This window comes from Kineococcus sp. GCM10028916 (assembly GCF_042674865.1).
Classification (GTDB): Bacteria; Actinomycetota; Actinomycetes; order Actinomycetales; family Kineococcaceae; genus Kineococcus.
Map to the genome: position 1 here is coordinate 414,700 of NZ_JBHTFM010000001.1, position 26,464 is coordinate 441,163.

A 26,464-nucleotide genomic window follows, 5' to 3' on the forward strand; every position below is an offset into this window, starting at 1 on the left:
GCCGGCCCACCAGGTGGTGGACCGGCCTTCGTGGTGCGCGCTGGATCAGGCGCTGCGCTTGATCAGTTCGCGGCTGCGGAGCAGCGCGAGCCTCTCGTCGAGCAGGACTTCCAGTTCGGCGATGGTGCGACGCTCCAGGAGCATGTCCCAGTGCGTACGCGCCGGCTTGCCGGCCTTGCGCTCCGGTGCGTCGGTGTCCGCACGCAGGGCTTCCGCCCCGCAACGGCACTCCCACAACGGAGGCACGTCGGCCTCCAGCGACATCGGCACCACGACCGTGTGCCCCTCGGGGCAGTTGTACGTGACCATCTGGCGCTCGGCCGGTTCGACACCGGACTCGCTCTCGAGGCTCGCGGCTCCGAGGCGGGACCCTCGCAGGTTGCGCTCGCTCATAGTGACCTCCCCATCGTCCCCCTCGTCACGGCTACTCCCGCGGTCCGGGGAGAGTGAAGGGGACTTGATGGTTGAACGCCGTGACGACCCCCGCTGTTCCGCGACTTCCGCACTCGGAGTGTGGAGGTCATGTGCGCAGCGAGGTTGATTGGTTACTCAGCGTACTGGATCGGTACCTCGGCGTGCCTGCTGAACCCCGGCATCCACATCTACCCTCGACAGGAGCAACGCCCCCACCACGAAGAAGACCAGCAACGCCATCAGCGCCGGGCGGTAGGAACCGGTCAGTTGCGCGACCAGCCCGAAGACCAGTGTGCCCAGCCAGCTCGTCCCCCGCTCGCCGGCCTGGTAGAGGCTGAAGTACTCCGCCTCCGCCCCGACCGGCACCAGCCGGCTGTAGAGCGAGCGCGACAGGGCCTGCGTCCCCCCGAGCACCAGTCCGATGAGCACGGCCAGACCCAGCCACGTCGGGAACGCACCCCGTGGGACCCCGAAGGCGATCACCACGACCACCGTCCACAGGCCCAGCCCACCCATGACGGTCCGCTTCGCCCCGAACCGACCGGCGAGGCGGCCGAAGAGCAGCGCCCCGAGGAACGCGACGCCCTGCACCAGCAGGATCGTGGTCAGCAGCTGCGCCTGGCTGAAGCCGAGCTCCTCCTGGCCGTAGACGCTCGCCGCCGCGATGACGGTCTGGATGCCGTCGTTGAAGATCAGGTACGCCACCAGGAACCGCAGCACCTGGGGGTGGGCCGGCAACCCGCCCAGGGTGGCGACCAGCTGGCGCACCGGCGCCGTCAGGGACCCCCGTGCACCGGGCGCGAGGTCGAGCACCGGGCGGACCGGCAACCGCCGCAGACCGAAGAACGGCACGAACGTGAACAGCCCCCACCACAGCCCGGCCGAGGCCAGCGAGACCCGCACCGCCCACTCGTCGTCGAGACCGAAGGTCGACGGCGTGGACACCAGCACGAGGTTGATCGCCAGCAGCAGGAAACCCCCGAGGTAGCCCGCGGCCCACCCGCGCGAAGAGACCTTGTCGCGGTCCTCCGGGGCCGCGACGTCGCAGAGCAGCGCGTCGTTGACCACCAGGGAGCAGACCAGGCTGACGACGGCGACGAGGGCCAGCAGGACCCCCAGCCACCACCGGTCCCCACCCATCGCGACCATCGCCGTCCCGGCCGCCGCGCCGACCCAGGCGAAACCGGCCAGCAGGCGGTGCCGGTGACGGCTGCGGTCGGCCAGCGCCCCCACGAAGGGCAGCACCAGCGCCGCGAGGATCGTCGCCAGGGTGATCGTGTAGAGCGCCAGCGAACCCGGGGCGATCGGCAACCCCAGCACGGACAGGGTGCGGGTGCAGCCGTCCGGCGCCTCCGGGCACGCCGCCCGGCGGGCCAGCACCGTGAGGTAGGGCGCGAACAGGACCGTCTGGGTCGTGGTGACGAACGCGGAGTTGGCCCAGTCGTAGACGTACCAGGAACGACGCGCCCGCCCCAGGGCCGGGTCGAGCGTCGTGCTCACGCGGACCACTCACCGCGGGCGAGCAGGACCTCGCGCAGGACGTCGGCGCGGTCGGTGATGATGCCGTCGACCCCGAGGTCGAGGAGGGCACCGATCTGCACGGCGTCGTCGACGGTCCAGACGTGCACCTGCGCGCCCGCACCGTGCACGGCGTCGACGAATCGCCGGGACACCACCTCGACCCCGTTCTGGCGCACCGGCACCTGCACGGCGTCGACCCCGGCCAGGGCCCGCCGCACCAGCGGCGGGGTGCGCACACCGGCCCCCACCAGGGCCAGGGCGGTGGAGCGCGAGGACGCCGACGTCGCCTCGGCCCCGCCGACGGCGGCCAGCGCGGCCCGGCGACGGTCCTCCGCGAACGCCGTCACCAGGACCCGGCCGTGCGCCCTGGTCCGACGCAGCACCGCGTCCAGTCCCGGGATCGCCGAGGTCGTCTTCACGTCGAGGTTGAACCGGGCCTGTGGGAACGAGCCCAGGACGTCCTCCAGGCGGGGGACCGGTTCCCGCCCGGCGATGCGGGCGTGGCGGACCTGCGCCCAGGGCGTCCTCGCCAGTTCGCCCCGCAGGTCGGTGACCCGGTCCAGGCGCTCGTCGTGGAAGGCGAGCAGCTCCCCGTCGGCCGTGGCCCGCACGTCCGTCTCCAGGTAGCGGTACCCCAGCTCCACCGCCGCCGCGAAGGCCGGCAGCGAGTTCTCCAGCCCGGCGAGCTCACGGGTGGCGGAGAAGCCGCGGTGGGCCATCGCGATCGGTCCCTCCCACGCGCAGAACGCGTGCCGGGCCGGCGGCCGGGGAACCATCAGTCGGTGAACTCCCAGTGCCACGGTTCGAACTGCCCACCGCGGTTCTGCGCCCACGCGGGGTTGATCCAGCCGTAGAGGGCGGCGTTGCGGTCCATCCACAGGTGCTGCGGCGAGCCGGCGTTCTGGATCCCACCGCCGAGGTCGACGGCGATGCCCAGCCCGTGACGGCTCGTGCCCGGCGTCGCGGCGAGTCCGGGTTTGCGCTGCTTGACGTCGATCTGCTCGGCCAGCGTCCGGTAGGAGTCGGTGACGGGGATGTTGGTGCCGAAGGCCTCGGCGTAGGCGGTGTTCAGCGCCGCGAACGCGTTCGCCGCGTCGGAGCGCAGGACGTGGTTCGGGGCACTGGCCAACGGGCACAGGGCACTGCGGGGGATGAGCCCGTTCGCGTAGCCGGCGAGGCTGATGCTCGTGTTGCAGTCACCGACGGCGCCGTACCCGCTCGAGGCGGCCGCCGCGAGGGCCGCGTCGGCCTGGGCCTTGGCGGTGGCCAGGTTGGCCGCGCGTTCGGCGTCGGAGCTCGCCGTGCCGGCGGCCGTGCTCTGCAGGACGGCGAGGGCGGCGACCTGCGTGCGCTGCTGGGCGAGCAGAGCGTCGGCCTGCTGCTTGGCGGAGGTGGCGATGTCGGCCTGGGTCTGCGCCTCCAGACGGGCCGCGGCCGCCTGCGCGGTGGCGTCGACCTGGTCGCGCTGGGCCTGTTCGTAGGCCTCGACGGCGTTGCTGCGGCCGTCGCCGATGCGCTTCACCGAGGCGAGGGCGCTGGCGGTGTCGTCGGTCGCTCCGCCCCGCAGGACGTCGACCAGACCCGAGTACTCCCGCAACCCACCCGCACCACCGCGGTAGGACGACGCCGCCCACTGCCCCAGGTCCTTCTTGCCCTCGGCCAGGGTGATCTCGGCCTGACGCAGCCGCTCCTGCTGGACCGCCTCCTTGGTCACGGCGGCCTGCCGTGCCTCGTCGGCCCGCTGGAAGTTCTCCAGTGCCGTGCTGGCCTGCTTCGCGAGCGCGTCCAACTGCGACTGCGCCGCGTCGAGCTGGGACTGGACCTGCGCGGCCTGCGCCGCGGACGCCGCGGCCTGGCGCTGCGCCTCGGCGAGCTGCTGCGGGGTGGGCGTGTCGGTCCCGACGGAGACGGGGGTGGTGGCGACGGGCGTGACGGTGACCGCCGTCGCGGGCGCGACGACGCCCAGGCTCAGGCAGCTGCTGCCGACCACGGCTCCGGCCAGGAGCAGGGTCGCGCGCAGTCGCTGCGAGCGGCGGGCGGGGCGGGCCTGCGGTGAGAGCACGTCGTGCACGTCCAGTGTGGTCGGGGGCGCTGGCCCGGTGTGGCTGCGTCTGCTCGTCCGGAGCGTCGGTCCGGAACGTCGGTCTGTGCGTCGGTGGGGAGGTCCGGTGAGGACCGCGGGCGAGACTACCTCTCGCAACCTCGGCACCACGAGGACCGGCACGTAGGTGTGGACAACGGGCGTGACGAGCATCACAACCCGGAGGGCTGATCATTCGTCACGTTCCGCATCGTCCCAGACCCCGTGGTGCCATCATCCGGCGGTGCCAGTGCCCCGCCCCGAGTCCCACCCCCACACGCCTCCCGACACCGTGGTCCTGAACGACGTGGCGCACGCCGCGGCCGACGACGCGGGCGGCATCGACCCCGCCCTGCTCGGCGACTTCCTCGACGCCGTCTGGGGTGCCGTCGTCGAAGGACGCCGGCTCTCCACCGCTCGCACCGCCCGCTACCGCAGCGTCGGGGAAGAGGCCGCGACCTCGGGCGTGGCGTTGCGCGCCCTGCTCGACCTCTACCTCTCCGCCGCGTGGCGGCTGTGGCGGCACCTCCCGCCCGTCGCCGCCGCGCACGCGGACCCCGACGGGGTCGTGACCGCCGGAGAGGTCGTCCTGCGGGCCACCGACGACGCCGTCGCCTCGCTCACCGAGGGCTACCAGCTCGCCCGTCGCCAGCTCGTGCGCCGGGAGGAGTCCGACCGCCGGGAGTTCGTCGACGACCTGCTGGCCGGCACCGCCGACGTCAGCGGCCTGCTGCGCCGCGCCCCGCGCTTCGGCCTCGAACTGACCGGCCCGCACGCCGTCGCCGTCGTCCGCGCGCAGACCCCCTTCCGCGACGGCAGCCCCCAGCTGGCTGTCGTCGAACGCCGCCTGCAGGGCAGCGTCGCCGACGCCGACCCGCTCGTGGCGACCAAGGACGGCGCCCTCGTCGTCGTCTTCGCCGCCCCCGACCGGGCCGCGGTCGACGAGGTCGTCCTGCGGCTGCGCGACGTCCTCGGTCCCCCCGACCGCACCGCCTGGCGCGCCGGCGTCGGACGCCCCGCCGCGGGGGCCGCGGGTGTCGTCGGCTCCTTCGAGCAGGCCCGACGCGCCCTGGAGCTGGGCCGCCGCCTCGGCACGGGGGACCCGGTGGCCGACGCGGCCGACCTCCTCGTCCACGAGGTCCTGCTGCGCGACCCGGGCGTCGCCCGGGACCTCGTCGAGTCGACGCTGGCCCCGCTGCGCCAGGTGCGTGGGGGAGTGGAACCCGTCCTGGCGACCCTCGAGGCGTACCTGGACTCCGGCGGCAACGCGACCGAGACCGCGCGGCGGTTGCACCTGTCGGTGCGGGCCGTCACCTACCGCCTGGCCCGGGTGCGCGACCTCACCGGGATCGACGCGACCCGCTCCGAGCACCGCTTCGGGCTGCAGGCGGCGGTGCTCGCCGCCCGGGCACTGGGCTGGCCGGGGGAACGCGGCTGACGACCTTGCCGGACTTCGGCAAGGAAGAGCCGCCAAGTCGTCCAATTCTCGACTCCGCTTTGCCACCTCTCGGCAGTCATCATGGGTGAAAGCGACAAACGTCGTCACGAACCTCACACACCGGGAGATCACAGTGGACCTGGGGTTGAACGTCCCCTTGTGGGCCTGGCTGGCGCTCGGCGCGGTCATCGTCGTCATGCTGGCGATCGACCTGCTGTCCCACCGTGGAGCCCACGTCATCGGCTTCCGCGAGGCGGCCATCTGGAGCACCGTCTGGGTCGCGATCGCGCTGGCCTTCGGCGGCATCATCTTCTGGGCCTACGGCGTCGACGCCGGTACCCAGTACACGACGGCCTGGTTGCTGGAGAAGAGCCTCTCCGTCGACAACCTCTTCGTGTTCGCGCTCATTTTCGGGTACTTCAAGGTCCCCCGTGAGTACCAGCACCGGGTCCTCTTCTTCGGGGTCTTCGGCGCCCTGATCTTCCGCGCCATCTTCCTCGGCGTCGGCGTCGCGGTCGTCGAGCGCTTCACCGTCATCCTCTTCGCCTTCGGCGCCATCCTGCTGTGGTCGGCCTGGAAGATGCTCAAGGGCGACGACGGCGAGGAGAGCGACCAGAGCAACAACATCGGTGTCCGGATGCTCAAGCGGGTCATCCCGCTGAAGGACGAGTACCACGGCACGAAGTTCTTCATCAAGGAAGCCGGCAAGCGCTACGGCACCCCGCTGCTCGCCGTCGTCGCGGCCATCGAGGCCGCCGACCTGATCTTCGCCGTCGACAGCGTCCCGGCCGTGCTCGCGGTCTCCAGCGAACCGTTCATCGTCTTCTCCTCCAACGCCTTCGCCATCCTGGGGCTGCGGGCGCTGTTCTTCCTGCTCTCCGGTCTGCTCGAGCGCTTCCACCTGCTCAGCAAGGCGCTGGCCTTCATCCTCGCCTTCATCGGCGTGAAGCTGTTCTTCCAGGCCGGGCACGAGGTCATCAGCCCCTCGATCCCGCACATCCCCACCTGGGTCAGCCTCGGCGTCATCGTGATCTCGCTGACGTTGGCGATCGTGCTCAGCCTGCGCCACCCGGCTCCGGCCGCGGTGGACGGGGACTCCACCGACGAGTCCACCGACGAGTCCACCGACGAACCCGCGGGGGAGCCGGTCGACAAGCACTGAACCGCAACGCCCCGAACGCCCGTCCACCCCTCCCGGGTGGGCGGGCGTTCGGCCGTCCGGGCGGGTTCCTCACGCCGGGCTCAGGTCGGAGTCGGTGCAGGCCGACAACGGTGACTGACCGTCGAGCCCAGCGGCGTCAGGAATGGAGCCCTCCCACCGTGAAGCAGTTCTCCTGCGGCGACGTCGTCGCCGGGTGCTCACGCACCTTCACCGCCCACGACAGCGACTCCATCCTCAACGAGGTCTCGGGCCACGCCCGCCACGACCACGGGCTGCGCGACGTCCCGGCCGAACTCGTCGGGCAGGTGCTGCTCGCCATCCGCGAGGTCCGCTGAGCCCGCCACCGCGCTGCGTGGTGCACTTGCGCCCGTGCGCACCCCGCTGCTGACCGCCGCCGCCACGAGCTACCTCGCCAACTGCGCCCTCGGCGCGGCCGTCGCCACCCGGGTCCTGGACACCTCGGGGTTCCGCTGGGTGCACCACGCCGTCTACGTCGCGACCGCCGTCCTCACCGCCGCCGCCGGGGCCGAGCTCGCCCTGCGCCGCGACCGGGCCTTCTTCCGCCTCCTCCCCGCGGCGCTCCCGCTGCTGGCGATCCCGGCGGTCTCGGCCCGCACGCGCTGGCACCCCGTCATCGCCGGCAGCGCCGCCCCCGCCTACGTCGCCGCCCTGGCGAGCTGAGCGGCCGTGGAACTGCGCGCGGCGATCGCCGCCCGACGGACCACCAACGGGGCGTTCCTGCCCGACCCGGTGACCCCGGAGCACCAGCGGATCCTCATGGAGGTCGCCGCCCGGGCCCCCTCGCAGCTGAACAGCCAGCCGTGGCGCTTCGTCCTGGTCGAGTCCCGCGACACCATCGCCGAGGTCGCGCGGGTCAGCGGCGCGTCGATGACGACGGCCATGGGCAACGGGACGTTCTTCGAGCGCTACAAGCGCTACTTCCGCTTCAGCGCCGAGGAGATGGAGAGCAGCCGTTCGGGGATGCTCTTCGACAAGCTCCCCGCGCCGTTGCGCCCCTTCACCCGCAGCGTGTTCACCCGACGCGGGCAGTTCGTGATGAACCTGCTGCGGGTCCCGCGCAAGCTCGGCCGCCAGAACCGGGACCTGGTCGCCGGGTCCCCGCTGCTGCTGGGGGTGATGCTGGACCGCGCGGAGTACCGGCCGGGGGAGTTGTCCGGCTTCTACTCGCTGTTCTCGATGGGCGCGGCGATGGAGAACGTCTGGCTCTCCACGACGGAGCTCGGCCTCGGGATCCAGTTCGTCAGCTTCCCCATGGAGGTCCCCGGGGCCTGGGAGACGCTCGTGGACCTGCTGAAGGTCCCCGACGACCTCGAGCTGATGGCCGTCTACCGGATCGGCTACCTCCCCGAGCAGGCCCGTCGCCCGGTGATCGACTGGTCGAGCCACGAACGGCGGCGGGTGTCGCAGTTCGTCTTCCGCGAGGACTGCCGCACGCCCCAGGAGGGCTGGGACGCCGAGAGCGGTCTCTAGACTGCGGTGGTGAACGCGCCCTTCTTCCTCGACTGCGACACCGGCATCGACGACGCCATGGCCATCGGCTGGCTGGCGGCGACCCCGGGGGTCGACCTCGTCGGTGTCTCCACCGTCAGCGGCAACCTCGACGCCGCCGGCGGCGCCCGCAACACCCTGGACCTGCTCGCCATGATGGGCCGGCCCGACGTCCCCGTCAGCGTCGGCGCCCACGACTTCCTCGACCACGCCTACTCCGGTGGTGCGCCCGAGGTCCACGGTGTGAACGGGATCGGTGAGGTGACGCTGCCGCGCGCCGCGGCCGAGCCCACCGGCACGAGCGGCGCGCAGGCCATCGTCGACGCCGCCCGTGCGCACCCCGGTGAACTCAACCTGCTGGCCATCGGGCCGTTCACCAACATCGCCCTCGCCCTGGAACTCGAACCCCGGCTGCCCGAACTCGTCGGGAGGTTCACCGTCATGGGTGGTGCCGCGATGGCACCGGGGAACGTGTCGGAGCTGGCGGAGGCGAACGTCGCCAACGACCCGCTCGCCGCCCACACCGTGTTCACGGCGGGTTTCGACCTGACGATGATCGGCCTCGACGTCACGATGAAGCACGTCTTCGAGGAATCGCACCGCCAGGAACTCCTCGCCGTGGGAACCCCCGTCACCACGGCCATCGCGCAGATGCTCGAGTACTACTACGCGTTCTACGCCCAGCGCTACGGCCGGCCCTGCGCCGTCCTGCACGACCCGCTGGCCGCGGCCGTCGCGACGGGCGAGGTGGAGCTCGCGGTGGCCCCGACCGTTCCCGTCGTCGTCGACCACACCGACGGACCGGGCCGCGGGCAGACGATCGCCGACCTGCGCGACGTCTACCAGGGGTTCCCGACGGTCTACCCGGGCGGCACCCGGGTCGCCCTGGAGATCTCCGGCGACTTCGCCGGAACCCTGCTCGAGCGGTTGTCCCGGCTCTGAAAACGGTTGGCGGAGTGCAGGTCCCGCTGCCTAGCCTGAACCGGTGATCAGACACCCGCACGCCGGCGAGGAGGCCCGCCGCCTCGCCGAGGCCGGCACCGTGCTGCTGACCCAGGTGGGCAGCGGGGTGCACGGCACCGCCCTCGCCGGTCAGGACGACCGCGACGAACTCGGCCTGTGCCTGGAGCCCGTGGAGTTCGTGACCGGTCTCGCCCGGGTGCGCACCCCGGGCGGTCGCGAGATCCCCTTCGAGCAGTACGAACTGCACACCGCCTGGGCCCGCCCGCGCGGGCTGGCCGAGAGGTCCGGCCCGGGGGACCTCGACGTCGTCGTGTACAGCGCCCGGAAGTGGGCGCGGCTGGCCCTGGCCGGGAACCCCACGGTGCTGCTGCCGTTGTGGGTTCCCGACGCCGAGGTCGTCGCGGTGACCGACGCCGGCCGGGAACTGCGCGAGAACGCCCACCGCTTCGCCTCGCGGACGACCGGACGACGGTTCCTGGGCTACCTGCGGTCGCAGCGCGCCGCGTTCCTCGGCGAACGTGGTCGTCGGGCCGCGGTGCGGGCGCGGCGCTCCGGTCCCGGCTACGCCCCGAAACCGGCCACCCACGCGCTGCGGCTCGGGCTGCAGGGTCTGGAGCTGCTGCGCACCGGTCGGGTCACGTTGCCGGTGCCGGGTCCGGACCTGGACGCGTTGCGCTCGGTGCGCCGGGGCGAGTGGGCCGTGGCCGACGTCGAGGCGTGGGTCGCGGACCTGGAGGCCGACCTGCTCGCCGCGGTCGGGGCGAGCGACCTGCCGGAGTCCGGCGACCGGGCCTGGGTGGACGGCTGGCTGACGCGGTCGCACCAGGAGTTCTGGGCCCGCTGAACCTTCCCCGCGGCTGCCTCGTTGTGCCCGCCATGGGGAAGAGCGTGCGTGACGGTGCGATCGCACTGGCGGTGTCGGTGCTGGTCTGCGCCGCCCTGGCCTTCTACGCCGGGGTGGCGCTGTCGCAGGGGGCCGCGGCGATCGCCGGCATCGGGCTGGTCGCGTGCGCCGCGGTCGCCGTGGGGTCGCGCCGTGACCGTTGGTCGGGCCCTGCGGACCGGGTGACGCTGGCCCGGACGGTGCTCGTGGGTGGGTGCGCGACGGTCACCGTCCTCGCCCTCACCGGGGTCGTCGGGCCGCGGCCGTGGTGGCTGGTCGGGCTCGCCGTCCCGGCGTTGGTGCTCGACGGCGTCGACGGCTACGTCGCGCGCCGCACCGGTACCGCGACGCCCGCCGGCGCCCGGCTGGACATGGAGGTCGACGCCGCCCTGCTGCTGGTGCTCTCGCTGACCGCGTCGCTCACCCAGGGGTTCTGGGTGATCGCCATCGGCGCGATGCGCTACCTGTGGGTCGGCGCGGCCAGCGTCCTGCCGCGACTGCGGGACGAGTTGCCGTTCCGCTACTCCCGCAAGGTGTTCGCCGTCGTCCAGGCCGTCGCGTTGATCATCGCCCTGGTCCCGGTCGTGCCGGTGCCGGTGCCGGCGGCGCGGGCCGGGTTGGTCCTCGCCCTGGCCTGCCTGGTGTTCTCCTTCGGGCGGGACGCCCTGACCCTGCTAGCCCACCGCACCGGCGAGGCGGTCGATCGTCGTCGTCCAGCCCTCCCGGATGCCCAGGCCGAACCAGTGCTCGACCTGACCCGCCTCGAGGTTCTCCGAGAGGCTGAGTCGGGCCGTCATGCGCGTTCCGTCGTCGGTGGCGACGAAGTCCAGTGACACCAGGGGAGTGGCGTCCACGTCGTCGGGGTCGAGTTCCGGCCAGCCCCCCACCGCTCCCCAGCTGAACACCAGCCGGTGCGGAGCGTCGATCTGCAGGTAGCGTCCACCGGTCGCGTAGCGCCGACCTCCCGGCCCTTCCTGGAGCAGGACCCGCCAGTACCCCCCGACGCGCAGGTCCACGCTCGGTTGCGACTGCGCTGCAGGCAGTCCCGAGAACCACTCCAGCTCTCCGGGTTCGGTCCAGGCCGCGAACACCCGTTCCGGGGCGACGGGGTAGTCGCGGACCAGGGTGATGCTGCGCCCTGTGGTCTCGGTGCTCGGTCCCGTGCTCATGGCGTCTCCTTCGACAGGTGCTCGGCGAGTCGGTCGAACCGGTCGGTGAAGAACCGCCGGTAGTCGTCCATCCAGTCGTCGACGGCCCACAAGGGCTCGGTGGCGAGCCGGCAGGGCCGCCACTGCGCCCGCCGGCCCTTGACCACGAGTCCGGCGCTCTCCAGGACCGTGAGGTGCCGGGAGATCGCGGGCAACGTCATCGCGTGCGGCGCGGCGAGTTCGTTCACGGTCGCCTCACCCCGGGCGAGCTGGGCGAGCAGGGCTCGACGGGTGGGGTCGGCGAGGGCGGCGAAGGTGACGCTCAACTGGTCATCCACGTGGGTCTCCCGTACTTGACGACTTCGACAAGTACAGCGCGACGACCGGTCGCCGTCAACCCGGGGACGGGTCGGGCCGGGGGACCCGGTCGGCGGCGGGCGTCGAGGACGTCACCGACGGCGTCGACCAGCCGCTGCAGCACCGTGAGGGCGACGTCGTCGACGCCGAGGCGAACTGCCCCGCCCACACCCCGCTCCAGCGAGCGCACCTGGCGACGACGTCGTCTCTGACGACGGCCACCGTCGGGTCGTGTCAGCCGGGCGGAGGAGCACTGATCCAGTCAGTCGGCACCGTCGGGGCGGATCAGCTGATCGTCACTGCTGTTCTGGGCGGCGTGCAGCTGGCTGCGGTGCTCGACCAGCAAGCAGCTGGTGCAGGTGAACTCGTCCTGCTGACGCGGCAGGACCTGCACCGACAGTTCCTCACCGGAGAGGTCCGCACAGGGCAGCTCGAAGCCCTCGGCGGCGTCGGTCTCGTCCTCATCGACGCGGGAGGACGACGTCTTCTCCGTGCGCCGGGTCTTCAGTTCCTCGATCGAGTCGGTCTCGAGGTCCTCGTCGGTCTTGCACGGTGCGTCAGGTCCAAGCCACTCGGCTGTGGGGCATGCCCTCCGGTCGACTGAGTGAATCGCAGCAGGGCTGCAGATGCGTCTCCGCAGTGACCCGAATCCGGTGCGGCGATCAGTAGATCGTCGCCTCCACCCCGACGATGTTCAGGTTCTCCTGGGCGAGTGCTTTCTGCAGGTACTGCCGATCCGCGACCTCCCCGGCCAGCCAGGCGAACGGGTCGTCGCCCTCACTGCGCGAACGCGCCAGGGCCTTGGAGACGGCGTAGCCGCCCTTGGCGCCGACCTCGACGGTCGTCCCGTTCTGCAGGGTCACGCGGAAGCGGACGTTCTTGCGGCCCCCGCGCTGGCTGCGCGCGGCGCGGCGCAACGCCCCCAGCAGGCCCTGGCGAGCCCGCTCCCGCCCGCTGCCTTCACTGCGTGGTGCCGTCACCGTGTGCTGACGCACCCCGCCCGGCAGGTAGGTCGTGCTGTCGCTGAACCCACTGCCCCGCCCTGCTCGTCCACCTGAAGCGGGGGAGGGCTGGCCGCCGCCGGCGGGCGACTGCGGCTGTCCAGCGGCCTCGGCTTGCTGAGATCCCGCACCTTCTTCAGGGCGGCGGGTCGGCTCGGAGGCTCCTCGAGGCGCACGCACCCGCATGAGCTCACCGTCGCGTCCGCGCCGTCGCGCGGGCGGCGCCTGGGTCCGCCCGGTCTGAACCAGCTCGTTCAGGGCGGTGACGTAGAGCTGCCCGCTGCTCTGCCCCTGCACGACCTTGCGAATCATGCGGGGGGACCGGCCGAGCTCGCGGGCGATCTCACTGACGCTGAGCCCGTAGGCCCGCAGGTCGGCGATCAGGTCCGCCGCGCTGGGAGTCGAGGAGTCAGGCACCCGCCACCTCCACGCTGACCTCGTCAGCCGCGTCCACCGCGACATCGGAAGACGGCGTCGACCATGCTGAACCAGTCCCCGCCGCCTCGGCGCGCTGGCGCAACCGGTTGCGTTCAGCCCCGGTCGTCGGCAGCTTCACTGCGGGCAGCCACCCCTGCAGGCGCATCCGCCCGACGTCGCCGTCATCGCCGCCACCGGTGGCGACCGGTAGCGACCACCCCGGGACCTCGGTGGTGTAGATCGCGTCACCGTTGACGGCTAGCAACGTCGCCGGATCGACCTCCAACGCACCACCCAGCCGGGTCAAGCCGATGCCGGGCAGACGTTGAGACAACGCGGTCGGACACTCCAGCACCCGGGCCCGACCCCGTGACCAGACCTGCGCCGCCAACTCCGGGCGGTACAGCGCCGCGGCCTGACCCTGCGGGCGCGGCGCACGGGTGCGGAACACGAACGCCTCCCCGTGACGCACCAACGTCGCCGCCGCCGCAGGCGGCACGTCCCGCGCGGACCACACCACCTGCGTGGTCTCCCGTCCCCGGGAGGCGAACGCCCCGATCCCTTGGATGAGGATCGCGCGCATCGCGCTGACCGCCGCCGCCCGCACCGCCGGGGGCAGGTCCTGAGCCCCGGCCAGGCGCTCGCGGGCGCGACGCAGCCGGTCGGCCCAGGTGTCCAGGACGCGGGCCTTGGTGAACTCGAGGCCGTCGAGGAACTCGATGCCCCAGCCGTGGTCGAGAGCGATCTTCAGTTCCACCCCGTCGACCCAGGTCTGCCCGTGGGCTCCGGGGACGTTGGGGTAGTGCCAGCCCTCGTCGGCGTCGTCGTGGGCGAGGGGGAGCACACCGAGGGTGTCCCAGCCGTCGGGGACGGTGAAGCGGACGTGGAAGCGGGCGCGGGCGTAGGGGTTGGACTCCAGGAGTTCCTCGGCCTGCTCCCCGGTCAGGCGCCGTGCTGGGCCGGTGCCGAGTTCGCGGCACAGGGCGGCGTACATGAAACGCCCGTCGACGTAGGCGAACCCACCCCGGGGTTGTTCGCCCACGTCGACCAGCGGTCGGCAGGACCCGCACGCGCAGGCACCGGCGCCGGTGGTGAGGTGCTCGATGCGGTGCTGCCCGGCGGTGCGGTGCAACAACTCAGCAGTCTCGGGGTCGAGGGGTTCGGGATCGAGGGTGCGGGGCAGGGACTGCGCCCACAACTGCGTTCCCGTCGCGGCCGGGGACTTCAGCAGTTCCGCGTCCCGGGCGACGGACTTGAGCGCCTCCGAGGTGGCGACCCAGGCCTGGCGGGCTTCGTCGGGGGTGAGGGAGGCGTCGGGGGAGGTGAACCACTCCGAGGCCAGGCGGACCTCGAGCTTGCGGCCGGTGATGTCGTGGGTGAAGCGCCCGGTGGGAGGGCTGGAGAGCCAGTGCCCTCCGGCGCTCCAGCCGGGGGTCTCGGTGATGAGCCAGTGCTGCTCACCCAGGCCCTGCTGGGGGACCTTCCCGGTCAGCATGATCCGCTCGGCGGAGAGGTTGTGGGCGGTGTCGAGCAGGTCGACCAGGGCGGGACGTTTGCGGCGTCCGGTGATCTTGGGGGTGGTGCGGGCACCGCTGTCGGTGACGCCGACACCGGTGACGAAGTCCAGCCACACGGTCGCGACGGGGCGGACCTTCCAGGGGGCGGGTCTCATCGGAGGACTCCTGTCGATCGTGACGTCGTCGTGGTGAGTCTCGAGGCCGTCCTGGTGGTCGTCCCGGCCGCGGTCGCTGTCGGCGTCGGGCCCAGGGGTTGAACGGCTGCTCCCTGCGCGGCGCGGAAGCGTCGCCCGGCGTAGCGCGCCCGCACCTGCTTCGTCGCCCGGCTCAGCTCGAAGCGCACCCGCCCGTCGTCGGCGAGGTGGAAGCCGCGGATGGCGGCCACCTCGACGACGAAGCCGCACACGTCACCGACCAGGGCGGCCCCGAGGTAGCGCTCGGGGCGACAGATCCACCACCCCGCCCACGCGTCCTCACGCTCAGCTGCGCTCAGCCCGCGGCTGTGGGCGAAGGCGTGCCACCCCTGGTACCGGCGTCCGCCGCGGTGCAGGGGATCCGGGGTCAGGGGAGCGAGATGCACGGCGAGATCGGCGGAAGGGCTGGGCAGGTCCACCCAGGCCCGCGTGGCGAGTTCGCGCACACGGGCCTCGTCGTAGCGCCAGTGCCCGCCCTCGGTCTGCATCGCTCGGAGGGCTTCTTCGTCGCCCAGCAGACCCACCTCGCGCAGGCGGTTCAGCTGGGCGGGGTTCACGCCCAACAGGGCTTGCGCGCGCGTTCCCCCGATGGGGGGTTCGGTGATCGTGGCTTGCTGGGGCATGGCTCGTCTCCGGGTCGGCGATGACGCCACGCTACAGCCCTGACATGCTCGATCCGGGTTGTCAGGGGGCGTGTCCGACGTCGTAACCGTCGTGTCGCAGGACCTCGGTGACGCTTCCGCAGCGTCCACCCGGTCCGGGCGGGACGGGTCCGGTACAGCGAGGTTTCGAAGTGACGAGGGAGGTCGATCACCCGCCCCCTTCAGACGGTGAGATCGTCACCGTCGAAACCGCCGTCGTCGAAGCTCCCGTCGTCGAAACCGCCACCGTCGAGATCACCACCGCCGTAGCCGGCGTCGGCGTACCCGGCGTCGTCGTTGGTGACGTCACCGGTCGCTGCGGCGTCGTTGCCCTGGTCATAGCCTTCGTCGTAGCCCTGCTGCTCGCCGGCCTCGTAGGCCTGGTCGTCGCCCCAGTGCTCGTTGCCGAAGTCGTCGGGGATCAGCGCCTCGGCGATGGCGGTGCCGACGAAGGCGCCCGCCACGCTCGTGAGCAAGGTCCCGCCCAGGCCTGCGCCGCCGCCGAACCCGCCGCCGAACCCGCCGCCGAACCCGCCGCCGAACCCGCCGCCGTAACCGGCAGGGCCGTTGAAGATCTGCACCAGCGTCCCCGGCTGTCGGACCTCGGCACGGGTAGCGGCCCGGGCCAGGCTCCGGGGGTCTTCGCCGTTTCGCTCAGAGACCGGGACGACCGAGGACAGCTGCTCCAGGACCTGCCGGCGCTGGTCGGGGTCGAGCTTCGCGAAGGCTTCAGCGTGCGCCTCCTCCAGCTGTTCCGGCGGAGCAGTGCGCAGCATGTAGCGGTACCGCTCGATCGCTGCGCGGTCCGGGTCCTGCGGGGCAGTGGCGCCGCTGCCGGCAGGCGCCGGTGGGGCTTGTCGTGGCGCCGGGCGACGTACCCGCTCGGTGCCGTCCCGGCCTCGCCCGAACAAGCGGTCCAGTAGTCCCATGACGTCTCCTCCTGAGTACCCGCGTACGGGTGGAACGACATCACGTGCTGGACCTGGGCGCATCCGGTACGGCCCGACGCGGCTCAGTCGCCACGATCGAGTGAGGACCGGCGCCGCAGGAGGTAGCGCGTGAGGGTGGTCGTGCAGGTGCGCCGGGCGGGTTGCGCTGAGGCTTCCGTGGCGCGCAGGTCCTCGAGCGTGTTCGTTGGTTTCGCGGGGATTTCACGGGGAACGGGAACGTCATGACCTGCGACGCGCCTCGTCACGACCGGCGGAACGTCCCCGGGTGACGCCTGGGCAGTACCTCCCTCGCGGTGGGTGTCCTGCTCCTGCTCCTGCGGGGGGCGAGCTCTTCGTCACCGGGTTCGGTGACTGGACCGGCGGACCGAAGAGCAGCAGGTCGTCGGGGATGCCGTGAACCCGCTGCAGAACGTGGTGCACCTGGTGACGGGTGCCACCGACAGCCTGGTTCCGCCCGAGCGAGCAGTGGCGCTCGCACCGGACGAGCCCGAGCGGAGGTCGCTGACGATGTCCGCGACCTCCGCGGTGAACAGGGACGGCCAGACCCGGTGAAGAGTCGGACGTGATGGAGACCTCCGACTGACGAGAGGGTGACGGTCTCCACGGCTGCGTCGAAGGAGTACTCGGAGAGGCTGCGGGAGCGGGTGACTGTGCACGGAAGGGGATCGTTCGGCGTGCGCAGGACGAGGCGTCGTCCTCGGGTGGCGCCTCGTCCGACGTTTGTCAGTTCCGCAAGGGCAACGGCGCGCTGCTCGCTGAGGACTCGGTGGGGAAGACGTGCACACCTTCGCGCGCGATCGTGAACCAGACGTCAGCGCCGGTGGTGAGTTGTTCAGAATCCTGCGACAGCATGGTCACCGGAATCGTGGTCTCGCCTGCGTTGATCTCCGTCCGGGCGATCGGACCGAAGAAGTCAACAGGTCCCAATCGACCGACCGACGCACCGGCCGTGGGGGCGGAGAAGACTCGCACCTTCTCCGACATGATCAGCACGTCCACGGCGCTGCCCACGACCAGGTCGTGGCGGGCGCTGGGCAAGACCAGTCCACCGAGGTCGACGTGGGTCTTCAGGCCGTCGGTGCGGACGGTTCCGCAGCCGACGTGGTGGGCGCCGAGGAACTGAGCGACGAAACGGTTCCGGGGCGCGCGGTAGAGGGCCTCGGGAGCCTCGTTCTGCTGGACGCGGCCTTGATCGAGCAGCAGGACGTTGTCGCCGAGGTCGATGGCCTCCTCCTGATCGTGGGTGACCATGATGGTGGTCAAACCCGTCTCGCGGTGGATGCGCTTGATCTCGCGCTGCATGTCGCCGCGGATCTTGCGGTCCAGCGCGGACAGCGGTTCGTCGAGGAGCAAGAGGTCGGGCTCGGTGACCAGTGCGCGGGCCAGGGCTACGCGCTGCTGCTGGCCGCCGGACAACTGCTGGGGGGAGCGGTCACCGTATCCCTTCAAGCCGACCAGCGTGAGCATGTCCTCGGCCCGCCGGTGGGCTTCGGCGCCGCGGATCCGTTGCGCCTTCAGGCCGTACGTCACGTTGGCCCGGACGCTCAGGTGCGGGAAGAGCGCGTAGTTCTGGAAGACGAAACCGATGTTCCGCTTCTCCACGGGCGTGCGGGTGACGGCGCGGCCGCCGATGCGCACCGCCCCGCCGTCGGGAACCTCCAGGCCCGCCACGATGCGCAGCAACGTCGACTTGCCCGACCCGGAGGACCCGAGCATGGCGCAGAAACTGCCGTCCGGGACCTGCAGGTCCAGCGGGTGCAGGACGGTCGTGCCGTGGAAGGACTTCGAGACGCCTGAGATCGTCAGCTCAGCCATCGTTCTCCTCGCTGTTCTTGGAGGTCGAGAGGAACCGGGCCGCGTTGCCCGAGAACCAGGTGATGACCACCACGAGGGCGATGGTGGCCAGGATGATGAGGGTCGCGAGGGCGTTCACATCGGGGGTCACGCCGAGGCGGACCATCGAGTAGATCTGCACCGGGAGGGTCGAGATCCCGATGGGGGAGAGGAACAGCTGGATGGCGAAGTTGTTGAACGTCGTCAAGAACGCCAGCATCGCGCCCGCGACGATGGCCGGCCCGACCAGCGGTACGGTCACGGTGGTGAACACCCGCACCGGCCCCGCGCCCAGCGACCGTGCGGCCTGGGCGAGGTTCGGGTCCAGGTCGCGCAGCCGGCCGCTGACGATGAGGACGACGAAGGGCAGCGACGTCACCACCGAGGCCAGCACCAGCGAGGTCGAGCTCGAGCCCAACCCGATCCAGTCGAACACGATGACGAACCCCGCGGCCAGCACCAGGGCGGGGACGGTCAGCAGAGCCAGCAGGAGCCCGTTGACCGGCAGGTTGACGGCCTTGCCGCTGCGCACCAGGGCCAGGCTGAGCAGAGTGCCGACGATCGTTGCGAACACCATCGCCTGGACAGCCAGGTTCAGGCTGGTGATCAGCGCCTGGACGAGACTGGAGTTCGACGCCAGCGCCTCGTACCAACGGGTGCTGAAGGAGAACGGCAACGTTCCGTAGGCGGACTCGTTGAGCGAGAGGGCCATGACACTGACCAGGGGTAGCGCCATGAGGGTCAGGACGACGACGAGGTAGGCCTTCAGCAGGCGGGGTACGGCCCGTGTCACCGGAGCGCTCCTTCCGTGGACGTCGACGTAGACGTAGATGTGGCCGGGGCCTCGGCGGTGCGCTCGACGCCTGAGGGGAGCGCCGGCGTGGCGGGAGTGCGCGCGTTCGACCCGCCCTCCCGGGTCCGCTGCCAGCCGAGGAGGCCGCTCACCAGGGCGACGACGACGAGGCTGGCCAGCAGCATCACCAGGGACAGGGCGATGGCGAACTCGCGGTGGACGCCCTGCTGCAGCTGTGCGGCGATGGTGTTGCCGTACATCTGCCCGCTCGGGCCGCCAACGATGGCGGGTTCGGCGAACGCGCCGACGGTCTGCACGAACGTCAACGCGAAGTTCACCCCCACCATCGATGAGCAGACCGGCCACACGACCCGCGCGAACGTCGTGAACCGGCCGGCGCCCAGCGTCCGCGACGCCTCGAGCAGCGAACCGTCGACCTGCTCCGAGGCCGAGTACAGGACGAGCATCGCCGTCGGCAGGCTCTCGACGACCAGGACGAGGAACGTTGCCGTCGGGGTGTACATCAGCGAGGACTGCGAGGAGGTCAGCCCGGCCGAGGACAGCAGCCACATGATGGGTCCGCCGGCCTGCAGAAGGACGACGAACCCGTAGATGGTCAGCAGTTGGGAGGTGATGAACGGGATGACGACGAGCCCGAGCACGGTGGGCCGGCGCTTCGGCGTCACGTACCGGGCCAGCGCCCAGGCCGCGGGCCACGCGACGGCGATGCTGATCACCGTGACCGCGAAGGCGATGAGCAGCGTCTTGACCAGCAGCGGGACGTAGGTCGAGGAACCCAGCACCTGGCCGAAGTTGTCGAACCCGAGGCCGTCGCCGGTGCTGAAGCCGATGATGAGCAGTGCCACGAGCGGGAGGGCAGCGAAGAGCACGAGCAGGATCCCGCCGGGGGCCAGCAGCAGTGCCGTGGTCCCCGCCCGTCGTAGCGCGGGGGAGCCCCCCGCGTCGGTGGTCGGTCTCATCAGGAGGCCTTGACCTGGGTCCAGGCGTCGGTCCACGACTGCAGCACGTCGTCCGGCTGCGGCAGTTGCAACGCCAGGGCGGAGATCTTGTCCGGCTGGGCCTGCAGACGGGTGAGCGTGTCGGCGTCCAGGGAAGCGGCGACGGCCTCGTTCGCGGGGGCCGGGGCGGCGTCCTCGGGGGTCTCCGCCCACTTCTTCAGGTAGTCCGAGCTGGTCATGTAGTTCAGCCACTCGTAGGCCAGGTCGAGCTTGGTGGTGCTGGCCGCGATGATCCAGTTGTCGATCCAGCCCACGGCGCCCTCCTTCGCGACGACGTACACGAGGTCGGATGCGCCGGGTTCACCGGAGGCGATGAGCCCGCCGATGCCGTCGGAGTTCGCGATGCCCGCGACGACGGCGCCGCTGGCGACGGCCTTGGCCAGGTCGTCCTTCGAGGAGTACGTCAGCTTCGCGTTGTCCTTCAGCTGCTGCAGCGCCGGGGTGAGCGTGGCCATGTCCGGGTTCTGCGGGTCCTGCCCGAGGTGGAGTGCCGTGATGGGGACGAGCACGTTCGCGTCGTCGATGAGAGCGGTGCGCCCGGCGTAGGCGGGGTCCCACAAGATCGCGAGTGAATCCGGGGCCGGGGTGACCTGCTTGCCGTTGAAGAACAGGCCGGTGCTACCCCACGTCCACGGGATGCCGTAGAGGGTCTGGCCCTTGCGGATCTCCGCCCGCTCGGCGAACTCGGGGTAGATGTCGGCGTAGTTCGACAGCTTGCTGGTGTCGAGTTCGTGGAAGAGGCCCTGGTCGATGCCGTCCCCGATGTACTGGATGTTGGGTAGCGCAACGTCGATCGCCCCGTCGGCCTTGGCCAGAAGTTGCAGCAGGTTGGCCAGGGAGTCGATGTACTGGAACTTCAGCGTCGCCCCGGTCTTCTCCTTGAACGCCTCGGCGACCCAGGGCAGGTCGGCGCCGTACCCCTTCCAGATGGCGACCGTGAGTGTCTTCTCACTGGAGTCGGTGCCCGCGTTGGAGTCCAACGAGCAGGAGGACAGGGCGGCGCCGCCGGCGATCGTGATCGCGGAGCCCGCCATCAGCCGCAGGGCGGACTTGCGGGTCATCAGGTTGTGGGTCACGAGGTTCACGAGCCTTCTCCTTCGAGGGGGTGAGGTCAGAGGATGGTGCGGGTGACGTTCTCGAGGAACTGGCGGGCCTGGGTCAGCTGGGCGACCGGGTCGGCGGCGACGTCGAGTTCCAGCAGCACACCTCCGGAGTACCCGATGTCGCGCAGCAGACGCGCCCAGGCGAACCAGTCCATGACGCCCTGACCGGCGGGGCGGAAGTAGGGCTGGTGCTTGGCGAACACGGTGTCGTCGACCTGCACGTCCTCACGCATGGCGCCGCTGGCGTCCTTCCAGTGCGCCAGCGCGATGCGGTCGCTGTGGCGGGCCGCGACCTGGACCGGGTCGCTGCCGGAGAGCAGGAGGTGACCGGTGTCGGGGCAGAAGGAGACCAGCAGCGGGTCGGTCAGCAGCAGGAACAGGTCGACGTCGCGGGCGTTCCAGAACACCGAGTGGCTCTCGGTGTGCAACGCCAGCGTGACGCCGTGGCGGGCGGTGACCGCGCCCACGGTGTGCAGCAGGTCGGCGATCGGCAGCGCGGTGGCCATGTCGACGGGGAGGAGCCCGGAGCCGCTGGGGTCGTTGCGGCGCATGGGCAACCCTGCGACGAGGTGTTTCGCGCCGAGCGCGGCGAGGAACTCCGCCTCGGTGTCGGCAGCCTGCAGGATCGCCTCGCGCACCGCCGGGTCGCTGATGTCCGTGGCGTGTTCGATGTCGCCGAAGTAGCTGCTGACGACACTCAGCCCGCGGCGGTCCAGTTCGGCGCGGAACGCATGGACGGAGCCGAACGCGGACAGGGCGCTCTTGCGGTCGGCGGGGGCGAACGTCATCTCGAGCTCGCGGACCCCGGCGGCCTGCAATCCGTCGAAGACGCTGTTCCAGAACTTCACCGGCTCCAGGGCCGTGGGGTCACTCAGCTGGGCGCGGTCGGAGAGGCCCCAGAAGTCGTGGTGGAAGAAGGTGATGAGGTCGACGCCGAAGGCGCGCGGGGAGGTGCTCACTGGGTCCAGGTCTCCTTCGACGGTTCCGGGCGGGTGCAGGTGGTGGTCAGGTCGCGGCGGACGCCGTCGGTGCCCAGGGCCAGGGCGTCGAGGGTCTCCAGGACGTGCAGAGCGAAGTCGGCGCCGACGCGCAGGCTGGAGCCGTGCAGGGACTCGGCGAGGTCGGCCACCCCGGGCCCGCGCAGTGGCAGGCTCGCCTCCGCGGTGGCAGCGGTGAAGGCCGAGATGACCGGCGCCAGGTCCTGCCAGGACTCCGCGCCGTGCGGGCGGAACCGGACGGTGCCGTCGTAGTCGTTCGGGTCGGGCAGGCTGAGGGTGCCGCGGGTGCCGTAGAGCTCCAGGAACGGTAGCTCGTGGTCCCACACGTCGAAGCTGGCCATCACCGTGCCGACCACGCCGGAGGCGAACTCCAGGACGGCCGAGGAGTGGGTGGGGATGGTGACCTCGACGTGTTCGACGGTGCGACCCGGTGCGGTGACCGGGCGGACGGTGGCCCCGGTGCGGGCCGTGGCGTACACCGAGGCCACGGGGCCGAGCAGGTTGACCAGGCCCGCGAGGTAGTAGGGACCCATGTCCAGGGCCGGACCGCCACCGCGGGTGAACAGGAAGCCGGGATTCGGGTGCCAGAGTTCGGCCTTGCTGTGCGTCACGAACGCGGTGACCCCGATGACGTCACCGACGAGCCCGTCGTCCACGGCGGCGCGGGCGGTCTGACCCGCGGAGCCGAGGAACGTGTCGGGTGCCGAGGCCAGCGTGACTCCGGCCGCGCGGGCCGCAGCCACGAGTGGTGCCGCGGTGGCGAAGGACGCGGTCAGGGGTTTCTCGGTGAAGACGTGCTTGCCGGTCTCGACGAGGTTCGCGATCACGCTCTCGTGCGCCAGCGGAGGCGTGAGGTTGACGAGGACGTCCACGTCGTCGCGGGCCGCCAGTTCCTCGACGGAGGCGACGAAGGAGACGCCGTAGCGCTCCTGCGCCGCACGGCCGAGGTCGGCGTCGAGGTCGGTGCAGGCGACGACGCGCAGGTCGGCGAACCGCTGCAGGCCGCGGAAGTACGCGCCGGAGATGTTGCCGCAGCCGACGATGGCGACGCCGGTGACGGTACCGGTGGAATTCATGGGGTCACCGCTTCCCTTGGAGAGAGACGCTGTGGTCGCCGCCCGTCGCGACGGGGGTCCGAGCCACTGGAAGGACGTCCTGTGAGCTTGCGGGAGGACGTCCTGCGAACGACGCTACTGCTTTGTGCGCGGTGATAGCAATACTCTCCCTGTAACCGGTATGTTTCCGAGTGGAGAGGAGCTGTTCATGGATCACCTTGCGATGCGCCAGCACAACGCCGCATCGACGCTGGACGCCCTGTACCGGAGCAGTCCGGCGACGATGGCCGACCTGCAACGGGAACTGCGGCTGTCCCGCCGGACGCTGGAACTCATCCTCGACGACCTCATGGCCCTCGGGCAGGTGGTCGAGCTCGCGCCCCCGACGTCCGGGCGGCCCAAGGGTCGCCCGGCGCGGGTGTTCGCGTTCCGCTACGACGCCGGGAACCTGTTGGCGATCCAGCTGGACGCCGGGCAGATCACTGCCACGCTCACCGACCTCGCCGCGGACGTCGTCGCCGAGGCCGCCGAGCCGCTGCCGATGGCCACCAGTCGCACCGACCGGCTGGAGCACCTGCGCGGGCTGGTCAGCGGGTTGCTGCGCTCGGCCGAGATCGCTCCGGCCGACGTCGTCGCGACGACCGTCTCGACGCCGGGCATCGTGCACGACGACGGAACGGTCGACCTGCCGATGACCATGCCCGGCTGGACGGGTTTCTCCCTGGCCGAGGAGATCGGGGAACTCGTCGCCGGCCCGGTGCACGTCGAGAACGACGCCAAGCTCGCAGCGCTGGGGGAGAAGTGGTCACGCGAGGACGACGTCGAGGACTTCGCCTACCTGTTCTCCGACAGCGACCGCGTGGGCCTGGGGATCGTGCTGCGCGGAGAGGTGCACCGCGGACTGGACGGAGCAGCGGGCGAGATCACCTGGGCACCGGCACTGGGGCTGGGACCGCTGCGCAGCCCCCTGCTCCACGGGCTGCCCGACCAGGCCGGGAGCGACCACGACACCGCTACCGCGCTCGTCGCGGCCGCCCGCGCCGGGAACCCGGCCGGGCTGGCCGAAGTGGATCGGCTGGCCCGCAGCCTGGCACCCGCCGTGACGACGATCGCCTGGATGCTGGCGCCGGAGGAGATCATCCTCGGCGGAACGCTGGGCATGGTGCAGGACCTGCTCGTGCCCGCCCTGGAGCGGGTGCTGGTCGGGAACGACCGGCCGGTGCGCACGCGCGTCGTGGGCTCGCGCTTCGGTGACCGGAGCGTCCTCGTCGGCTGCCTGCGGATGTGCGTGGAGACGCTGCGGGCGGACTTCCACGCCGGCGTCCCGGAAGTTCGCCCGCAGGAGGAGGCCGAGGAGGCCTGAGCGGTCAGCCGGGGCGACCGGGATGATTGCCCCACCCGAGCTCGCGTGATCGAGCACACGCCGAACGGTACGACCCGCCGGTTCAGTGAGACCCGGCGGGAACGGTCGCAGAGGTCATCGCTCCGAGGTCATCGGTCCGGGTGGCAGCACGTTTCTCCACCCGCCGAGTGCCCGCCTACCGACTCACCGTGGATCGTCCGCCCGCGCGCCGGGTCGGGCGTGTCCATCGCGGGGTTGCGGTCGAAGAACCCCTCGGGCTTGAGGACGAAACCCGTCGTGTCGATCGGCATGATCGGCCAGTCCTCGGGACGCGGGAAGTGCGTCAGCCCGAACGTGTGCCACAGCACGACGTCGGCTCCGTCGATCGAACGGTCCTGCTGGATCCAGGTGTCGACGCCCCGCCCGCCCACGCTCTGGTTCACGTAGTCGCCGGCAGGGAAGCGCTGTGCGTCGTCGTACGCCGTGACCCACAGGTGCTTCGTGGTGAACGCGGCCCGGCGGGCGATCGAGGAGCCTTCGTCGGCGAGCAGGGTCGGTTGTCCCTCGGGGAACAGGACGTACTTCACGGGCTCGCCGACGGCGTTGAGCACGTCGGGGTTGCTGACGGCCCACACCCGCTGGACGCGGTTGTCCGCCTCGCGGACCCCTTCCAGTTCGGTGCGCAGCCGCCGGCTCTGCCGGGTGAAGGCGTTGCCGTAGGGGTTCTCGGGCCCCATCGGGACCCGTTCGACCTCGAGCTCGTCGACGGCGTTGACGTTCCCGTCCACCTGCATGTCGAGGCGGGCCGAGAAGAGGTGCTGGTGGTACGGGGCGGCGATGCCGGGAGCGACCTCGCTGGCCCACGGGTAGGTACCGCGTTCGACGTCCTGGGGGTAGGAAGAGGCGAACACGACGCCGGTCGCCTTGCACTCCAGCTCGATCGTGCCGTCGAGGTAGAGGTACCAGTAGAAGCCGTAGTCGTAGTTGCCGACCGTGATGAAGAACGACACGACGAGGCGGCGCTGACGCCGGGTCGAGGAGGCCCCGCTGTAACCGTCGGTGTGCTTCCACAGGAGGCCGTGGTCCTCCTCGTGCATGCAGATGGCGTTGGTGATGGTGCGGGCGTGGCCGTCGTCGTCGTGGACGACGCCGTCGAAGTAACGGATCTCACCCAGGCAGTCGCAGCCCAGCGCGAGGGAGTTGCCCTCGCGGGAGAGGGAGTACTCACCGGCGTCGAAGTAGTTCTGCCAGAACCGCACCGGGCTCGGGTCACCGTAGGGGACGACCATCTCGGCGATGGAGGCGCGGTAGACCACTGGGCGTAGCCGGTTCCCCTGCGAACGGTCCCGGAACCCGATCTGGTGCAGTACCAGGCCCTCGACCATGGTGTAGCCGAGGCGGAAGCGCCAGCCCTCCCACTCCACGACGTCGCCCTCGACGGTGAAGCTCGGCCCTTCGGGCTGGGTGACGAGGATCGGCTTCTGGCTCGTTCGCTCGGCCTGCGGGAGGTGGAAGTCGTACGACTGGCGGGGCAGGTCGTGCTGTCGGCCGTCCTCGAGGAGCTCCACGACCTCACGGGTGTTGAGGTCGACGTAGGCCACGATACCGTCGATGGGGTGAGCCCAGACGTTGTCGTCGTCGTTCAGTTGCAGGAACGCCAGGCAGCGCGTGAGCCGGCGCCCCTCCTCGCCGGGGATGTCGAAGGTCCCGGCGGACAGCGCGGAGATCCGGACCCGGCGGTGTTCGGTGATTCCCCGACGGGTCATGGCCGCGTTCCAGCCGTCGTGGGCCCAGAGGATCTCCTCGACGATGCCGAACTCCTCCAGCATGATCGGCGGCTGGCCCTCGGTGCGGACGTCGACGACGCGGGTGCTCAGCACCTCGCGGCGGACGAGATCGGTGAGCACCTCGGTGACGGCGTTGTCGGCCCGGTCCAGCAGGACGGTCTTGACCCGGCGTTCGACAGGGTCACCGTCCTCCCAGGCCAGCACGTCGGCCTTGGCGGGTTCGGCCAGGGTGACGACGGGGAATCGGGTCGTCGGGCTCACGAGGCCGGCGGCGAGGAGGACCTCGCGGTTGGCGTCGAACTCCTCCGCGGTGAGGCGGTTCAGCGGGTGGCGGATCAC

The 26,464-nt window shown here is 71.2% G+C and carries 27 protein-coding genes and 1 pseudogene; 9 read left to right on the forward strand and 19 right to left on the reverse strand.

Translation table 11 applies throughout. The annotated features are described in order from the left end of the window. Positions 1 to 45: 45 nt before the first annotated feature. From ACFQ46_RS02000 to ACFQ46_RS02015, 4 genes are all read right to left on the reverse strand, one after another. Positions 46 to 393: an RNA polymerase-binding protein RbpA gene (locus ACFQ46_RS02000; RefSeq protein ID WP_328296125.1), complete on the reverse strand. Its 348-nt coding sequence runs from the start codon at positions 391 to 393 to the stop codon at positions 46 to 48. Between the two features lie 156 nt (positions 394 to 549). Beyond that, on the reverse strand, positions 550 to 1,914 hold the full coding sequence (locus tag ACFQ46_RS02005) for an MFS transporter (protein WP_380256650.1): 1,365 nt from the start codon (positions 1,912 to 1,914) through the stop codon (positions 550 to 552). Next, entirely contained in the window at positions 1,911 to 2,711 is an 801-nt protein-coding gene (locus ACFQ46_RS02010) for a glycerophosphodiester phosphodiesterase family protein (protein WP_380256652.1), read from the reverse strand. The genes ACFQ46_RS02005 and ACFQ46_RS02010 overlap by 4 nt, the downstream gene beginning before the upstream one ends. Further along, positions 2,711 to 4,006, reverse strand: coding sequence for a D-alanyl-D-alanine carboxypeptidase family protein (locus ACFQ46_RS02015; RefSeq protein WP_380256654.1), 1,296 nt, complete (start codon positions 4,004 to 4,006; stop codon positions 2,711 to 2,713). The genes ACFQ46_RS02010 and ACFQ46_RS02015 overlap by 1 nt, the downstream gene beginning before the upstream one ends. A gap of 253 nt (positions 4,007 to 4,259) precedes the next feature. Between ACFQ46_RS02015 and ACFQ46_RS02020 the strand changes: the two genes are divergently transcribed. From ACFQ46_RS02020 to ACFQ46_RS02055, 8 genes are all read left to right on the forward strand, one after another. Then, positions 4,260 to 5,453 carry a PucR family transcriptional regulator gene (locus tag ACFQ46_RS02020; RefSeq protein ID WP_380256656.1) on the forward strand — a complete coding sequence of 398 codons (1,194 nt, stop codon included), beginning with the start codon at positions 4,260 to 4,262 and terminating at the stop codon, positions 5,451 to 5,453. A gap of 145 nt (positions 5,454 to 5,598) precedes the next feature. Beyond that, on the forward strand, positions 5,599 to 6,615 hold the full coding sequence (locus ACFQ46_RS02025) for a TerC family protein (RefSeq protein ID WP_380256658.1): 1,017 nt from the start codon (positions 5,599 to 5,601) through the stop codon (positions 6,613 to 6,615). Positions 6,616 to 6,773: 158 nt separating this feature from the next. Further along, positions 6,774 to 6,950 (forward strand): DUF1059 domain-containing protein, encoded by a 177-nt coding sequence (locus ACFQ46_RS02030; protein ID WP_380256660.1) that lies wholly within the window; start codon positions 6,774 to 6,776, stop codon positions 6,948 to 6,950. Positions 6,951 to 6,984: 34 nt separating this feature from the next. Then, entirely contained in the window at positions 6,985 to 7,296 is a 312-nt protein-coding gene (locus ACFQ46_RS02035) for a hypothetical protein (RefSeq protein WP_380256662.1), read from the forward strand. Positions 7,297 to 7,302: 6 nt separating this feature from the next. Then, positions 7,303 to 8,106 (forward strand): nitroreductase family protein, encoded by an 804-nt coding sequence (locus ACFQ46_RS02040; RefSeq protein ID WP_380256664.1) that lies wholly within the window; start codon positions 7,303 to 7,305, stop codon positions 8,104 to 8,106. 9 nt (positions 8,107 to 8,115) lie between these two features. Beyond that, positions 8,116 to 9,066 (forward strand): nucleoside hydrolase, encoded by a 951-nt coding sequence (locus tag ACFQ46_RS02045; protein WP_380256666.1) that lies wholly within the window; start codon positions 8,116 to 8,118, stop codon positions 9,064 to 9,066. Positions 9,067 to 9,109: 43 nt separating this feature from the next. After that, a complete protein-coding gene (locus ACFQ46_RS02050) occupies positions 9,110 to 9,931 on the forward strand; it encodes a DNA polymerase beta superfamily protein (RefSeq protein ID WP_380256668.1) in 822 nt (273 codons plus the stop codon). Positions 9,932 to 9,975: 44 nt separating this feature from the next. After that, positions 9,976 to 10,803: a CDP-alcohol phosphatidyltransferase family protein gene (locus tag ACFQ46_RS02055; RefSeq protein ID WP_380256670.1), complete on the forward strand. Its 828-nt coding sequence runs from the start codon at positions 9,976 to 9,978 to the stop codon at positions 10,801 to 10,803. On the opposite strand, the pseudogene ACFQ46_RS02060 reads toward ACFQ46_RS02055, so the two are convergent. From ACFQ46_RS02060 to ACFQ46_RS02125, 14 genes and pseudogenes are all read right to left on the reverse strand, one after another. Further along, positions 10,711 to 11,139 (reverse strand): annotated as a pseudogene (locus ACFQ46_RS02060) (SRPBCC domain-containing protein); the annotation flags it as partial. The gene ACFQ46_RS02055 and the pseudogene ACFQ46_RS02060 sit on opposite strands and share 93 nt — an antisense overlap. Next, entirely contained in the window at positions 11,136 to 11,456 is a 321-nt protein-coding gene (locus ACFQ46_RS02065) for an ArsR/SmtB family transcription factor (RefSeq protein WP_380256672.1), read from the reverse strand. The gene ACFQ46_RS02065 and the pseudogene ACFQ46_RS02060, both read right to left, overlap by 4 nt. Continuing rightward, a complete protein-coding gene (locus ACFQ46_RS02070; protein WP_380256674.1) occupies positions 11,441 to 11,644 on the reverse strand; it encodes a hypothetical protein in 204 nt (67 codons plus the stop codon). The genes ACFQ46_RS02065 and ACFQ46_RS02070 overlap by 16 nt, the downstream gene beginning before the upstream one ends. Positions 11,645 to 11,737: 93 nt before the next feature. Beyond that, entirely contained in the window at positions 11,738 to 12,085 is a 348-nt protein-coding gene (locus ACFQ46_RS02075) for a DUF4193 domain-containing protein (protein WP_380256800.1), read from the reverse strand. Between the two features lie 52 nt (positions 12,086 to 12,137). After that, the gene (locus ACFQ46_RS02080) at positions 12,138 to 12,893 is read right to left on the reverse strand and encodes a hypothetical protein (RefSeq protein ID WP_380256676.1); all 756 of its coding nucleotides are present in this window, start codon (positions 12,891 to 12,893) and stop codon (positions 12,138 to 12,140) included. After that, entirely contained in the window at positions 12,886 to 14,565 is a 1,680-nt protein-coding gene (locus ACFQ46_RS02085) for a hypothetical protein (RefSeq protein ID WP_380256678.1), read from the reverse strand. Before ACFQ46_RS02085 ends, ACFQ46_RS02080 begins: the two co-directional genes overlap by 8 nt. Beyond that, entirely contained in the window at positions 14,562 to 15,227 is a 666-nt protein-coding gene (locus ACFQ46_RS02090) for a hypothetical protein (RefSeq protein ID WP_380256680.1), read from the reverse strand. Before ACFQ46_RS02090 ends, ACFQ46_RS02085 begins: the two co-directional genes overlap by 4 nt. A 200-nt stretch (positions 15,228 to 15,427) precedes the next feature. Continuing rightward, a complete protein-coding gene (locus tag ACFQ46_RS02095) occupies positions 15,428 to 16,021 on the reverse strand; it encodes a hypothetical protein (protein WP_380256682.1) in 594 nt (197 codons plus the stop codon). Between the two features lie 897 nt (positions 16,022 to 16,918). Then, positions 16,919 to 18,010, reverse strand: a complete 1,092-nt coding sequence (locus ACFQ46_RS02100; RefSeq protein WP_380256684.1) for an ABC transporter ATP-binding protein — start codon at positions 18,008 to 18,010, stop codon at positions 16,919 to 16,921. Next, on the reverse strand, positions 18,003 to 18,821 hold the full coding sequence (locus ACFQ46_RS02105; RefSeq protein ID WP_380256686.1) for an ABC transporter permease: 819 nt from the start codon (positions 18,819 to 18,821) through the stop codon (positions 18,003 to 18,005). The genes ACFQ46_RS02100 and ACFQ46_RS02105 overlap by 8 nt, the downstream gene beginning before the upstream one ends. After that, positions 18,818 to 19,801, reverse strand: coding sequence for an ABC transporter permease (locus ACFQ46_RS02110; RefSeq protein WP_380256688.1), 984 nt, complete (start codon positions 19,799 to 19,801; stop codon positions 18,818 to 18,820). Before ACFQ46_RS02110 ends, ACFQ46_RS02105 begins: the two co-directional genes overlap by 4 nt. Next, entirely contained in the window at positions 19,801 to 20,925 is a 1,125-nt protein-coding gene (locus ACFQ46_RS02115; protein ID WP_380256690.1) for a PotD/PotF family extracellular solute-binding protein, read from the reverse strand. Before ACFQ46_RS02115 ends, ACFQ46_RS02110 begins: the two co-directional genes overlap by 1 nt. Before the next feature lie 26 nt (positions 20,926 to 20,951). Further along, a complete protein-coding gene (locus tag ACFQ46_RS02120) occupies positions 20,952 to 21,902 on the reverse strand; it encodes a sugar phosphate isomerase/epimerase family protein (protein ID WP_380256692.1) in 951 nt (316 codons plus the stop codon). Then, complete coding sequence (locus tag ACFQ46_RS02125; RefSeq protein ID WP_380256694.1) at positions 21,899 to 23,017, reverse strand: Gfo/Idh/MocA family protein; 1,119 nt, start codon at positions 23,015 to 23,017, stop codon at positions 21,899 to 21,901. The genes ACFQ46_RS02120 and ACFQ46_RS02125 overlap by 4 nt, the downstream gene beginning before the upstream one ends. Before the next feature lie 187 nt (positions 23,018 to 23,204). Between ACFQ46_RS02125 and ACFQ46_RS02130 the strand changes: the two genes are divergently transcribed. Next, positions 23,205 to 24,359 (forward strand): ROK family protein, encoded by a 1,155-nt coding sequence (locus tag ACFQ46_RS02130; protein WP_380256696.1) that lies wholly within the window; start codon positions 23,205 to 23,207, stop codon positions 24,357 to 24,359. 128 nt (positions 24,360 to 24,487) lie between these two features. Here ACFQ46_RS02130 and ACFQ46_RS02135 read toward each other — a convergent pair whose 3' ends face one another. Continuing rightward, positions 24,488 to 26,461 (reverse strand): primary-amine oxidase, encoded by a 1,974-nt coding sequence (locus ACFQ46_RS02135; RefSeq protein ID WP_380256802.1) that lies wholly within the window; start codon positions 26,459 to 26,461, stop codon positions 24,488 to 24,490. Positions 26,462 to 26,464 lie beyond the last annotated feature (3 nt).

What these genes read in the sequence shown, in the direction of transcription:
- ACFQ46_RS02130 (WP_380256696.1), top strand. Translation starts at nt 23,205, where the DNA reads ATGGATCACCTTGCGATGCGCCAGCACAACGCCGCATCGACGCTGGAC.
- ACFQ46_RS02110 (WP_380256688.1), bottom strand. Translation starts at nt 19,801, where the DNA reads ATGAGACCGACCACCGACGCGGGGGGCTCCCCCGCGCTACGACGGGCG.
- ACFQ46_RS02095 (WP_380256682.1), bottom strand. Translation starts at nt 16,021, where the DNA reads ATGCTGCGCACTGCTCCGCCGGAACAGCTGGAGGAGGCGCACGCTGAA.
- ACFQ46_RS02090 (WP_380256680.1), bottom strand. Translation starts at nt 15,227, where the DNA reads ATGCCCCAGCAAGCCACGATCACCGAACCCCCCATCGGGGGAACGCGC.
- ACFQ46_RS02085 (WP_380256678.1), bottom strand. Translation starts at nt 14,565, where the DNA reads ATGAGACCCGCCCCCTGGAAGGTCCGCCCCGTCGCGACCGTGTGGCTG.
- ACFQ46_RS02125 (WP_380256694.1), bottom strand. Translation starts at nt 23,017, where the DNA reads ATGAATTCCACCGGTACCGTCACCGGCGTCGCCATCGTCGGCTGCGGC.
- ACFQ46_RS02010 (WP_380256652.1), bottom strand. Translation starts at nt 2,711, where the DNA reads ATGGTTCCCCGGCCGCCGGCCCGGCACGCGTTCTGCGCGTGGGAGGGA.
- ACFQ46_RS02000 (WP_328296125.1), bottom strand. Translation starts at nt 393, where the DNA reads ATGAGCGAGCGCAACCTGCGAGGGTCCCGCCTCGGAGCCGCGAGCCTC.
- ACFQ46_RS02100 (WP_380256684.1), bottom strand. Translation starts at nt 18,010, where the DNA reads ATGGCTGAGCTGACGATCTCAGGCGTCTCGAAGTCCTTCCACGGCACG.